Consider the following 13,180-nt stretch of genomic DNA (forward strand, 5'->3'; position numbering starts at 1 on the left):
GAGCAAACCAATCGGCTGCATCATCGATGGCGTTTTAATATTGAAGAGACGGATGAAGTCGCCGACGGCCTGTTGTTCATCCGCATGCTTGAGGCGTCCCCCGCCGTGGCTAAAATAACGCAGTGCGGTCAGCGACATATTTTCTTTCACCGACATCCCGAGCACTAAGCCATCGCGTTTACGATCTTCGGAGATATAAACGATACCGTTCGCCAGACCGTCCTGCGGTGAGTGAGTCACCACTTCGCGGCCATCAAGAGAAACGTATCCACTTTTACGCGGCAGCGCGCCGTAGAGGATTTTCATCAGTTCGGTGCGACCGGCACCCATCAGCCCGGACACCCCGAGGATCTCGCCGCTGTGCAAATCAAAACTGACGTTATCCACGCCCGGCCCGCAGACATCGCGAACCTGCAAGCGCAGTGCACCGCGCTCGTGAACAATACGCGGATACTGCTCTTCCAGACGACGGCCAACCATCATTTCGATTAGGGTGTCTTCTTCCAGCTCGCTGACCGGACGCTCGGCGATAAACTGCCCGTCACGGAATACGGTGACGTCATCGCAGATCTCAAAAATTTCTTTCATGCGGTGCGAGATGTACACCACGCCGCAGCCGGCCGCCTTCAGTTCGCGAATAACGCTAAACAGGGAGGCGGTTTCAGTATCGGTCAGCGCATCCGTCGGTTCATCCATGATGATGACTTTGGATTCAAAGCTCAGCACTTTGGCGATTTCGACCATCTGCTGATCGCCAATCGATAGTTCACCGACCAGACGATCGCTTTTGTAGCGCAGATTCAGACGGGCCAGGAGTTTGTCCGCTTCGGCATACATCTTTTTCCAGTTGATACGGCCAAAACCGTTTACAAACTCACGGCCGAGAAAAATGTTTTCAGCGATAGTCAGCTGAGGGATCAGGTTAAGTTCCTGATGGATGATGCCGATCCCCGCTTCCTGCGAAGCTTTCGGGCCACTGAACGCGGTTTCCTTGCCGAGGAAATGCACTGAGCCGGCATCTTTTTGGTAGATGCCGGTCAGCACTTTCATCATCGTGGATTTACCCGCGCCGTTTTCACCCACCAGCGCCATGACACGTCCCGGATAAACGCTGAGCGCCGCGCCGGAAAGTGCTTTTACGCCGGGGAAGGCTTTATCAATCCCTGTTAGTTGCAGCAAAGGTTGCATAAAGGCCTCAGAAGGTTACGCCGGCACACAGGATCACATTCGCATACGGCGAACATTCCCCGCTGCGGATGACAGCCCGACTTTTTTCGGTTTGCGCTTTGAATGCCTCATGACTGACGTAATCCAAAGCAATGGTGTTTCCCTGGTGTTGTTCGAGTTGTGTCAATCGGGCGAGTAACGCTTCATGGAGTTGAGGATTTTTAATGAGGATTTCCTCTGCGAGGATAGCCCGCTCAACCTGCATCTCGTGTGTCACTACCTCTAAGACTTGTAAAAAGGTGGGAACTCCCTGGGTTAGCGCCAGATCGATGCGCTGGCAAGCTGCTGGCACCGGAAGTCCGGCATCGCCAATAACCAGCTGATCGGTATGACCTAACCGGGCAATAACAGTTGAGATTTCGGCATTTAACAGCGGTGACTTCTTCATTTTGACTCCTACAGCGAAACGTTTCGCTCACCAATGAGTTTATGAGACTGGCCGCACAAGGCAACGAAGATGTGATGGAATTGTGATCAACGTCGAAACGTTTCGCTGAATGATTCAGAAATCGGGAGGCAATTTGAGTTAGTCATTTCACAAAGGAGAAGATACAAACAAAACAGGGTACCCGAAGGTACCCTGTGAGCGGCAAAAAGCAGGATTAAATTTCCACCTGCGTACCCAGTTCGATAACGCGGTTGGGCGGGATCTCAAACTGGTCCGGTGCGCGCAAGGCGTTACGACTGAGCGCCATGAACAGCTTGCCACGGAAGTAGAGATACCAGGGACGCTTGGTCAGGATCAGCGATTCATGCGACATGAAGAACGACGTTTCCATCATCCGGCACGGCAAACCTTCCAGACCACAGCGGTGGAAAATTTCTTCCACGTTCGGTGTTTCTTTAAATCCGTAACTTGCCACCACGCGCCAGAACGTCGGTGACAGCTGCTCGATAGTGACACGCCGGACGTTGTGTACATAAGGCGCGTCTTCCGTTCGCAGCGTCAGCAGGACCACACGCTCATGCAGCACCTTGTTGTGCTTGAGGTTATGCAGCAATGCGAACGGAATGACGTTGATGGCTCGCGACATATATACCGCAGTTCCCGGAACGCGAACCGGCGGAGATTTCTCGAGCGAAGCGATCATTGCCTCCAGCGAATTCCCATGTTCGTTCATGCGGCGCATAAGACGAAAACGCTCGCTTTTCCACGTGGTCATGACGATAAACATGCACAGGCCAAGCGTCAGCGGCAACCAGCCGCCGGAGAACAGCTTAGTGGCGTTCGCTGCAAACAGCGGGATATCCATAAACAGCAGACCGATCAGCAAAATACCTACCAGGAACGGTTTCCAGTGCCAGTTTTTCAGCGCCACCGTGCAGGAAAGAATGCTGGTGAGCACCATCGTACCAGTCACCGCAATACCGTACGCCGCGGCAAGATTGCTGGAATGTTCAAAGCTGGCAATCACAATCACCACTGCGAAATACAGCAACCAGTTAATGGCCGGGATATAAATCTGACCGGCTTCCATTTCCGAGGTGTGAATGATGCGCATCGGCGGTAAATAACCCAGTCGCACAGCCTGACGCGTCAGGGAGAACACACCGGAAATCACCGCCTGAGAGGCAATGATGGTCGCTAACGTGGCTAATACCAGTAACGGAATTAACGCCCAGTCAGGCGCCAGAAGGAAGAAGGGGTTTTTAATCGCTTCCGGATTTTTCAGCAGCAACGCGCCCTGACCGAAGTAATTGAGCACCAGGGACGGCAATACCACCGTGAACCACGCCAGACGGATCGGGAATTTCCCGAAGTGCCCCATATCGGCATACAACGCTTCCACACCGGTAATCGACAGAACGACAGCGCCGAGTGCCAGGAAGGAGAAGGATTTATGTTCGATGAAGAAGTTAACCGCCCACATTGGGTTCATGGCGCGTAAAACTTCAGGGTTCTGCATGATGCTGTTAACGCCCAGAACGGCGAGCGTCAGGAACCAGACCAGCATTACCGGGGCGAAGAGTTTGCCCACGATACCGGTCCCGTGTTTCTGAATAATGAAAAGCAGCGTCAGAACAGTAATAGAAAGAGGAACGATATAAGGATCGAGTGACGGCGCTGCAATCTCCAGACCTTCCATTGCGGAAAGTACCGAAATTGCCGGAGTGATCACCACTTCGCCATAGAAAAAGCTACCACCGATCAGGCCAAGAATCACCAGCACCGCCGTGGTGCGTGACGACGTGTTTCTGCCCGCCAAAGACATCAGCGTCAGTATACCGCCTTCCCCCGCATTGTCCGCCCGCATCACATACGTGAGGTACTTAAGCGACACAATAAGGATAAGCATCCAGAAAATCAGAGAGAGAAAACCAAATACAACGCTAGGCTCAACATTGAAACCGTAGTGTCCGGAAAAACACTCTCTTAAGGTATAGAGAGGACTGGTACCAATGTCGCCATAGACCACACCAATGGCGGCCAGGGTTACTGCTGGGAGTGACCGTTTATGTTCAGTGCTCATATTTCGTTTCTTTTTTGCTCGAACATCCGTAAGCGATGCGTGCGCTCAGTCCAATGATGCCCACTAAAAGGCGCACAGTATGCACGAATAAATCAGATTGCCTACCCTTAAATGTGCAGCTAAACCGGCGTTCAGAAGAACGAGGTCACAAATCTGATAATAGAAAATTTTTAGTAATCAACAAGCTATACAGTGAAAAATAATCATGGCTTATCGCTGCGAGCCAGTACACTATTCAATATCTAAATGGAAACCGGAAGAGACAGTATGGCGCAATCTCCCCTTCTGGCAGAACGGATCGCCCGTCTTGCTAACGCATTGGAACATGGCTTGTACGAACGACAGGACGCCATTCGTTTATGCCTGCTGGCCGCACTGTGCGGCGAAAGCGTTTTTCTGCTCGGCCCGCCGGGCATTGCAAAGAGCCTGATCGCGCGCCGTTTAAAATTCGCCTTCCGTCATGCACGTGCTTTTGAATATCTGATGACGCGATTTTCCACCCCGGAAGAAGTCTTTGGCCCGCTCTCAATTCAGGCCCTGAAAGATGAAGGCCGATATCTGCGTCTGACCGAAGGTTACTTACCGGAAGCTGAAATCGTCTTCCTTGATGAAATCTGGAAAGCGGGTCCTGCGATCCTCAATACTTTGCTGACCGCCATCAACGAACGCCGTTTCCGTAATGGCGAACGCGAAGAGCCGATCCCTTTACGCCTGCTGGTCAGCGCCTCTAACGAACTCCCTGAAGCCGACGGAAGTCTGGAAGCGTTATACGACCGTATGTTGATCCGTCTGTGGCTGGATAAGGTACAGGATAAACAAAATTTCCGCTCACTGCTGACCAGCCGTACCAACGAAAGCGCCAATCCTGTGGCCGAATCACTGAGTATCAGCGATGAAGAGTATCAACAATGGCAGCCGGAGATTGATAAAGTCAATCTGCCGGATGCGTGTTTTGAACTGGTTTTCCAGCTTCGTCAGCGTCTTGATGCACTCGACACCGCACCTTATGTTTCAGATCGCCGCTGGAAAAAAGCGCTACGTCTGTTGCAGGCCTGCGCGTTCTTCAGCGGGCGAAACACCATTACGCCTGTTGATCTGATCCTGCTTAAAGACTGCCTGTGGCATGACCTCAATACGTATCAGCTGTTGCAAACTCAAATCGAGCAGCTGATCACCGAGCAGGCCTATCAGCAGCAAACATTACTGATGAAAATACAGCAGTTAGATCAGCAGTGGATGCAGTACCAGCAGCAGCAAAGCTCGCGTCAGTCCGTCAAGCTCAGCAAAAAAGCCGGGATGTTCAGCCGCAAACCACAACACAGCTTGCCGGACAGCCTTTCCGCCACTCACCTGACGTTGTTACTGCAAACACCTTTGCACCTGCATGAAATCAAAGTCACGCATTTGCTCTTCGACCGTATCACGCTGGAAGAATGGCTGAATAAAGGCGGCGTTCTGAAAGCTAAACTGAACGGCATCGGCTTTGCGCAAACCATCGATGCAGAGATTGATGATAAACAGCAGCTGCTGGTGCTGGATGTCAGTCGCCAGAGCACGCCGCTGACTCTGCCAGGCAACGAACATATCGCCGTTCCCGACGAGATGAAGAATACGCTGAGCGATCTGAGCGCAAAACTCGCCCAGCAGCGGCATGAATTTGGCCAGCAGCAAAACTGCCTGTTTGTTCCGGCGCAATGGATGGCGAAAATCGAAGCCAGCCTGCTGCAGGTCACCGAACAGCTGCGCCATCAGCAGCAGACGTTCAGCGGACACTAACAATGTTCAGCCTGGAATCTCTGGATCTGCTGCTGGCAATCAGCGAAGCCGAACTGATCGAGGAACTGATCGTCGGATTACTGGCCGCCCCCGCGCTGGCCGTCTTCTTTGAGAAATTTCCCCGCCTCAAACGCGCGCTGACCAAAGATCTTCCCGAATGGAAGCTGCGGCTGCGCCAGAGGATCCATGAAACGCCGGTCCCCCCCGATCTGGCGAAAGAATTCTACCTTTACCAGCGCTGTCAGCAGACCGATATCACCACCTTTCAGACCGGGCTGCCGGAGCTGATTGATGAGCTGTTCCGACTGAACTCTCCTTTTACTACCGAGGCCCGTACATTATTCGAGAACTATGAGGAATCGCGAACGGCGCGAACCGGCAACTGTTTTCAGACTCTCTTCCTCCAGCGCTGGCGCCTGAACCTGACATTCCAGACGGTGAACGTTCATCACCAGTTACTGGAGCAGGAACAGGAGAAATTGCAGGAGGAGTTACTTCAGCGTCTTGAACTGAGCAGCGAGTTGTCTCCTTTATTAGCAGAGAACGATACCGCAGCGGGACGTCTTTGGGATATGAGTAAAGGAAAGCGTCTGCGCGGAGATATCCAGTCGCTGGCCCGCTTTGGTGCTTTCCTGCAACAACAGCCTGAGCTGGTTCAGCTGGCAGAGCAGCTGGGGCGCAGCCAGACGGTAAAAACCAGCCCGCATGAAGATGCCAAAATGGAAACGCATCGGCTGATGGTCCGCGAACCTGCGACAGTACCGGAGGAAGTGAATGGCATTCACCAGAGTGACGATATCCTGCGGCTGATGCCAACCGAACTGGGTACGCTGGGAATTCCTGAGCTCGAATATGAATTTTACCGCCGGTTACTGGAAAAAAGGCTGATGACCTATCGTCTGCAGGGCGACGTCTGGCGCGAAAAAGTGGTAAAGCGTCCGGTGGTGTATCAGCAACAGGAACCGCAGCCCCGTGGCCCGTTTGTGGTGTGTGTGGATACCTCCGGCTCGATGGGGGGATTCAATGAACAGTGTGCGAAAGCCTTTTGCCTGGCGCTGCTGAAGATCGCCCTGGCCGATAACCGTCGCTGTTACATCATGTTGTTTGCCAGCGAAGTGATCCATTATGAACTGACGTCCGCCGGTGGACTGGATCAGGCATTGCGTTTTCTCGGGCAGCATTTTCGCGGCGGCACCGATTTGGCGGCCTGCCTGAATGCTACCTTGGACAAACTGGCCTCACCGGAGTGGCATGACGCCGACGCAGTGGTGATCTCCGATTTCATCGCTCAGCGGCTGCCTGACGAGGTACAGAAGAAGGTCAAAATGCTTCAGCGGGAGAAGCAGCACCGCTTCCATGCGCTGGCGATGTCGCATTATGGCAAGCCCGGGATCCTGCGTATTTTCGATCATATCTGGCGCTTTGATACCGGTGTGAAAAGCCGTGTACAACGCCGCTGGCAAAGAAATTAACCTTAAAGAGAAAGAACACTATGTCTGAAATCTATCAGCTCGACGAGTTGGATCGCGGGATCCTCAATGCGTTGATGGACAACGCCAGAACACCTTACGCCGAACTTGCCAAAGTCTTCACAGTCAGCCCCGGCACCATTCACGTTCGCGTCGAAAAGATGAAGCAGGCTGGAATCATTACGGGTGCGCACATCACCGTGAATCCTAAGCAACTCGGTTACGACGTTTGCTGCTTTATTGGCATCATATTGAAAAGCGCCAAGGACTATCCGTCTGCCCTTAAAAAACTGGAAAGTATCGAAGAAGTGGTTGAAGCCTATTACACCACCGGCCACTACAGCATCTTCATTAAGATCATGTGCCGCTCCATTGATTCTCTGCAACACGTACTTATCAACAAGATCCAGACCATCGATGAGATCCAATCAACAGAGACTCTGATTTCCCTGCAGAACCCCATCACACGCACTATCCAGCCCTGAGCACTGAATTCTATACCCCTATTATCCACAGGTAGATCCCAGCTCATTCACAGCGTACAATGTCTTCCTTTTCTCGGGTGAGAGTTCTATGTCTGACGTAACCCTGATCAGTGGAAGTACACTTGGCAGTGCCGAATATGTTGCTGAACACGTGGCAGAGAAGCTGGAAGAAGCCGGTTTCTCTACACAGATGTTTCATGGCCCGGAACTGTATGAAGTCCCTTTAGAAGGGATCTGGCTGGTGGTGTGCTCCACACACGGTGCAGGGGAGTTGCCTGATAACTTGCAACCCTTCCTGGAACAGCTGGAAGATCAGCAACCGGATCTATCAAAAGTTCGTTTTGGTGCCTTAGGTTTAGGCAGCAGCGAATATGACACTTTCTGTGGCGCAATCAATTCTCTCGATCAGAAACTGACGTCATTAGGCGCCAAACGGATCGGCGATCGACTTGAGATCGACGTGACTCAGCATGAAATTCCTGAGGATCCCGCAGAGGTTTGGGTGATCAACTGGATTAATTTACTCAAATAAGTGTAAATTTCAGGCGATCAGATGTGGATAACTATGCTTTAAAGCAGTGTAAAACCGGTAGTTATCCCTCTAACAACTGCTGTACGCTTTTCAGGCTGTGCATAACTCTCAATTTTGATCCCAGCTTATACTGTCCAGGATCACCGATCATTCACAGCATACGATCCTTCTTAGCATATTGATCTTCATTGATAAAAATGACTTATGCACAGAGGATCGCGATCCTAATAGAAGTATTAATAAGAGATCTTTAAATAAAAAAGATCTTCTTTTAATTAGGGAAGATCCTTCGGGGCTTGTGGAAGATCTAAACTTGAGTAGAATCCCTCCTCCCAACGCCATACAAAGAAAGTTCGCTTGAACGCTGAGGTGCAGTCGCATGTTTTATCCGGATCAATTTGACGTCATTATCATCGGTGGAGGTCATGCAGGTACTGAAGCTGCCATGGCATCTGCACGCATGGGACGTCGGACCTTATTATTAACCCACAATATCGACACGCTGGGACAGATGTCGTGTAACCCGGCGATTGGCGGGATCGGGAAGGGACATCTGGTAAAAGAAGTGGACGCACTCGGCGGACTGATGGCCACAGCTATCGACCATGCGGGCATTCAGTTTAGGATACTAAACGCGAGCAAAGGCCCTGCCGTACGGGCAACCCGTGCTCAGGCTGACCGTGTACTTTACCGTCAGGCAGTTCGTACTGCCTTAGAGAATCAGCCGAACCTGATGATCTTCCAGCAGTCAGTCGAAGATCTTATCGTGGAAAACGATCGCGTTGTTGGTGCTGTGACAAAAATGGGGCTGAAATTCCGCGCCAAAACGGTAGTACTGACCGTTGGGACCTTCCTGGACGGGAAGATCCACATTGGCCTTGAAAACTACAGCGGCGGCCGTGCAGGTGATCCTCCAGCTATCTCCCTTTCACAGCGTCTGCGTGAATTACCGTTACGTGTGAACCGTCTTAAAACAGGTACACCGCCTCGTATCGATGCCCGCTCTATTGATTTCAGCGTGCTGGCTCAACAGCACGGCGATAACCCGGCTCCGGTATTCTCTTTCATGGGTAACGCGTCGCAACATCCGCGTCAAATCCCGTGTTACATGACCTATACCAACGAAAAAACGCATGATGTGATCCGCAATAATCTGGATCGCAGCCCGATGTATGCCGGGATCATTGAAGGGATCGGCCCGCGTTATTGTCCGTCGATCGAAGATAAAGTCATGCGGTTTGCCGATCGCAATTCTCATCAGATCTTCCTCGAACCGGAAGGCCTGACCAGCAACGAAGTCTATCCAAACGGGATTTCAACCAGCTTGCCGTTTGATGTACAGATGCAGATCGTACGTTCCATGCAGGGGATGGAAAATGCGGTGATCGTTCGTCCCGGCTATGCCATCGAATATGATTTCTTTGATCCGCGGGATTTGAAACCGACGCTGGAAAGCAAATTTATCGCTGGTCTGTTCTTTGCCGGACAAATCAATGGCACAACCGGCTACGAAGAAGCCGCGGCACAGGGCCTGCTGGCAGGTATGAACGCCGCACGCAGCGCCACCGACGATGAAGGCTGGGCGCCACGCCGTGATCAGGCTTATCTGGGGGTGCTGGTAGATGACTTGTGTACTTTGGGTACCAAAGAACCGTACCGCATGTTTACCTCGCGTGCTGAATATCGTCTGATGCTGCGTGAAGATAACGCCGATTTACGTCTGACGGAAAAAGGGCGTGAATTAGGTCTGGTCGATGATGCCCGCTGGGCACGCTTTAATCAGAAGCTGGAGATGATCGAGCAGGAACGTCAGCGTCTGCGCGGGATCTGGGTCAATCCTCATCACGCACAGGTCAGTGAAATCAACACACACCTTTCCGCGCCGCTCTCAAAAGAGGCCAATGCTGAAGAGTTGCTGCGTCGGCCTGAAATGACGTATGCGCTGATCACCACATTGTCTCCATTTGCGCCGGGCGTGCCAGATATACAGGCCGCTGAACAGGTTGAGATTCAAATCAAGTACGAAGGCTACATTGCACGTCAGCAGGAAGAGATCGACAAACAGCTGCGCAATGAAAATACTTTGTTGCCAGCAGATCTGGATTACCGTCAGGTGAACAGTCTGTCGAACGAAGTGATCGCCAAGTTAAACGATCACAAGCCGACGTCGATCGGTCAGGCTTCGCGGATCTCCGGTATCACACCGGCGGCCATCTCAATTCTGCTGATCTGGCTTAAAAAACAAGGTTTGCTGCGCCGTAGCGCCTGAATAACATCTCTGATGACCGCCCTTTGATCCCAAGGCGGCGGTCATTTCTCGCTTTCCCCGCCTTTTTGGCTGCTTTATCATTCCCCCACCGGGCTGTTCCCGGAATATCGACTCTGTCAGAGGATTTTCACTGTGCAAAATAAACTGGACTCGCTGCTTGCTGCGGCAGGAATAGCGTTACCCGATCAGCAAAAACACCAACTGATTGCCTATGTTGAACTGCTGCATAAGTGGAACAAAGCCTATAACCTGACGTCGGTGCGCGATCCAATGCAAATGCTCGTGCGCCATATTCTGGACAGTATCGTAGTAAATGAGCATTTGCAGGGCAGCCGTTTCATTGATGTGGGTACGGGGCCCGGCTTACCGGGCATACCACTGGCTATCGTCCGTCCGGACTCGCATTTCACATTGCTGGACAGTCTGGGCAAGCGTGTACGCTTCCTGCGTCAGGTTCAGCATGAGCTGGGGCTGAAGAACATCGAGCCTGTACAAAGCCGTGTGGAAGAGTTTGAGCCTGAGCCGCCGTTTGATGGTGTGATAAGCCGTGCGTTTGCCTCGCTGCAGGACATGTTGTCCTGGTGCCATCATCTGCCTAAGAAAGGGCAGGGCAGGTTCTATGCCCTCAAAGGTATATGTCCTGATGATGAACTTGCCACCTTACCTTCAGGTATCACTTTGGAAAGCGTGGTGAAACTGCAGGTTCCGGAACTTGACGGAGAACGTCATCTGATAATTCTCAGGGCAAACTAAAGTTGAGAATTATCAAATAATCCTTAAAAAGTATGTGTGTTAACAGAGTTAAAATGAGCAGGCTAATTAAATAACGGTGACTTTCGACCAAACACCTCTTTTTTACACACTGTTAGCAATTAGGTGACGTTTATTTTTAATCCGCACCGAGATAGTCACTTGTGAAATTTAACTGGCACCAGGCCGATGAAATTCAACTTGTAATGAAAATGTTGATATTTGTTGGGTAGTTGTATCATCGGATGATGTCTATTTTTAAATAAGATGTTTTCTCAACCGCATTTTCCTTAACAAATTGATTTATATCGTTTTTAAAAGGCCGGTTTAGCTAAAGACATTCGAGCGGTGCAGGGTATATAAATAGGGTCGCGTTAATTATGTGATCCAGTGCACGCTTCTTTGTCGGGTGATGAAATAACCGCAGCAAAGTAAAAAGGGCAAATTCAGCTATAGTTTCGTAATCAAAATAGTGATGAAGAGGAAAATTTAAATAATTGTTCACCTTTTCGCTACTTATCCATTGAATTCGTTCCTGTGCACCGTATAATTTGCTCGGTTTTTGCTGCTTGACTCAAAACAGTAAAGGCAGTGATATACGGCATTCAGTATACCTCCAGCTAGGTACTCGATACGGAGAGAACAAACGTCATGTCTGTATCCGGTATTTTACACAGTACGCATAGTGTGAAGGTTGCCAGAAAGCTGTTACTACTGCAGTTATTGACCTTTGTTCTGCTCAGTGCAGTCTTTGGCTTTAAAAGCCTGGAATGGACCACTTCGGCTCTTATGGGTGGTTTGGCCGCCTGGCTGCCAAATGTACTGTTCATGCTGTTTGCATGGCGCCATCAGGCGCAAACAACGGTCTCTGGACGGGTTGCCTGGTCCTTTGCTATCGGAGAGGCGCTGAAGGTGCTGGTTACGATAATCTTAATGATTGTCGCACTTGGCCTGTTTAAGGCGGCGTTCGCTCCGTTGGGGTTGGCCTATTTATCGGTGTTGATGACTCAGATTTTGGCACCGGCCGTCATTAACAGTTACCGTACTTAACTACTAAAGGGTAAGAGGCATCATGTCTGCATCAGGAGAAATCTCTACTCCACAAGAGTATATCGGTCACCATCTGACTCAGCTTCAGATAGGGACGGGATTCTGGTCGATTAACATCGATTCGATGTTTTTCTCCGTGTTCCTCGGAGTACTCTTTCTGGTTATCTTCCATCGCGTCGCTAAAAACGCCACCAGTGGTGTTCCGGGAAAACTGCAAACGGCCATCGAGCTGGTTGTGGGCTTCGTCGATAGCAACGTGCGTGACATGTATCACGGCAAAAGCAAAGTCATAGCGCCTTTGGCTCTGACTGTCTTCGTCTGGGTGTTCATGATGAACATGATGGATTTGCTGCCAATCGATTTGCTGCCGACTATCGGTGAAAAATGGCTTGGTCTGCCTGCTCTGCGTGTTGTACCCACGGCTGACGTGAATATCACGTTGTCCATGGCGCTCGGCGTATTCATTCTGATTCTTTTCTATAGCATTAAGATGAAAGGCATTGGCGGTTTCGTTAAAGAACTGACAATGCAGCCATTCAATCATCCGGTTTTCATTCCGATTAACCTGATTCTTGAGGGTGTCAGCCTGCTGTCTAAACCAGTTTCACTGGGTCTGCGACTGTTTGGCAATATGTATGCGGGTGAGTTGATCTTCATCCTTATTGCTGGCCTGCTGCCGTGGTGGTCACAGTGGATCCTGAGTGTGCCTTGGGCCATTTTCCACATCCTGATCATTACGCTGCAAGCTTTTATCTTCATGGTTCTGACGATTGTCTATCTCTCGATGGCATCTGAAAAACACTGATTTTTCTTTCAACACTACTGCGTTTTAACTGAAACAAACTGGAGACTGTCATGGAAAACCTGAGTATGGATCTGCTGTACATGGCTGCCGCTGTGATGATGGGCCTGGCGGCAATCGGTGCTGCAATCGGTATCGGCATCTTGGGTGGTAAATTTTTGGAAGGTGCTGCACGTCAGCCTGACCTGATCCCTCTGTTGCGTACACAGTTCTTTATCGTTATGGGTCTGGTCGATGCAATCCCAATGATTGCTGTTGGTCTGGGTCTGTACGTGATGTTTGCTGTCGCTTAACTCTGAGCTTGCTCACGGTTAAACGAACTACATCAAATATTTCACTTTGAAAGAGG

At 50.7% G+C, this 13,180-nt stretch carries 12 protein-coding genes; 9 read left to right on the plus strand and 3 right to left on the minus strand.

Annotated elements, in window-relative coordinates:
* The 3 genes from rbsA to kup all read right to left on the minus strand — a co-directional run.
* Window positions 1–1,188: ribose ABC transporter ATP-binding protein RbsA (rbsA, locus tag ACMHLI_RS13490; protein WP_413529919.1), on the minus strand; the 1,188-nt coding region annotated here is incomplete at its 3' end.
* Window positions 1,189–1,195: 7 nt separating this feature from the next.
* Window positions 1,196–1,615 (minus strand): D-ribose pyranase, encoded by a 420-nt coding sequence (gene rbsD / locus ACMHLI_RS13495; protein ID WP_413529920.1) that lies wholly within the window; start codon window positions 1,613–1,615, stop codon window positions 1,196–1,198.
* A gap of 214 nt (window positions 1,616–1,829) precedes the next feature.
* Window positions 1,830–3,698: a low affinity potassium transporter Kup gene (gene kup / locus ACMHLI_RS13500; protein ID WP_112165435.1), complete on the minus strand. Its 1,869-nt coding sequence runs from the start codon at window positions 3,696–3,698 to the stop codon at window positions 1,830–1,832.
* A 267-nt stretch (window positions 3,699–3,965) separates the two neighbouring features.
* Between kup and ravA the strand changes: the two genes are divergently transcribed.
* From ravA to atpE, 9 genes are all read left to right on the plus strand, one after another.
* A complete protein-coding gene (ravA, locus tag ACMHLI_RS13505) occupies window positions 3,966–5,474 on the plus strand; it encodes an ATPase RavA (protein ID WP_413529921.1) in 1,509 nt (502 codons plus the stop codon).
* 2 nt (window positions 5,475–5,476) lie between these two features.
* Window positions 5,477–6,946 (plus strand): ATPase RavA stimulator ViaA, encoded by a 1,470-nt coding sequence (gene viaA / locus ACMHLI_RS13510; RefSeq protein ID WP_413529922.1) that lies wholly within the window; start codon window positions 5,477–5,479, stop codon window positions 6,944–6,946.
* 20 nt (window positions 6,947–6,966) lie between these two features.
* Window positions 6,967–7,428, plus strand: a complete 462-nt coding sequence (asnC, locus tag ACMHLI_RS13515; RefSeq protein WP_056775967.1) for a transcriptional regulator AsnC — start codon at window positions 6,967–6,969, stop codon at window positions 7,426–7,428.
* An 88-nt stretch (window positions 7,429–7,516) separates the two neighbouring features.
* Complete coding sequence (gene mioC, locus ACMHLI_RS13520) at window positions 7,517–7,960, plus strand: FMN-binding protein MioC (RefSeq protein WP_112165429.1); 444 nt, start codon at window positions 7,517–7,519, stop codon at window positions 7,958–7,960.
* Window positions 7,961–8,339: 379 nt separating this feature from the next.
* Complete coding sequence (mnmG, locus tag ACMHLI_RS13525; RefSeq protein ID WP_413529923.1) at window positions 8,340–10,229, plus strand: tRNA uridine-5-carboxymethylaminomethyl(34) synthesis enzyme MnmG; 1,890 nt, start codon at window positions 8,340–8,342, stop codon at window positions 10,227–10,229.
* 132 nt (window positions 10,230–10,361) lie between these two features.
* Complete coding sequence (rsmG, locus tag ACMHLI_RS13530; protein ID WP_413529924.1) at window positions 10,362–10,982, plus strand: 16S rRNA (guanine(527)-N(7))-methyltransferase RsmG; 621 nt, start codon at window positions 10,362–10,364, stop codon at window positions 10,980–10,982.
* A 648-nt stretch (window positions 10,983–11,630) separates the two neighbouring features.
* Window positions 11,631–12,029 carry a F0F1 ATP synthase subunit I gene (gene atpI, locus ACMHLI_RS13535; protein ID WP_112165423.1) on the plus strand — a complete coding sequence of 133 codons (399 nt, stop codon included), beginning with the start codon at window positions 11,631–11,633 and terminating at the stop codon, window positions 12,027–12,029.
* A 22-nt stretch (window positions 12,030–12,051) separates the two neighbouring features.
* Entirely contained in the window at window positions 12,052–12,834 is a 783-nt protein-coding gene (gene atpB, locus ACMHLI_RS13540; RefSeq protein ID WP_413529925.1) for a F0F1 ATP synthase subunit A, read from the plus strand.
* 50 nt (window positions 12,835–12,884) lie between these two features.
* Complete coding sequence (atpE, locus tag ACMHLI_RS13545) at window positions 12,885–13,124, plus strand: F0F1 ATP synthase subunit C (protein WP_004093904.1); 240 nt, start codon at window positions 12,885–12,887, stop codon at window positions 13,122–13,124.
* Window positions 13,125–13,180 lie beyond the last annotated feature (56 nt).

The sequence above is a fragment of the Rahnella inusitata genome, from assembly GCF_965118895.1.
In the GTDB taxonomy this organism is placed as follows: domain Bacteria; phylum Pseudomonadota; class Gammaproteobacteria; order Enterobacterales; family Enterobacteriaceae; genus Rahnella; species Rahnella inusitata_A.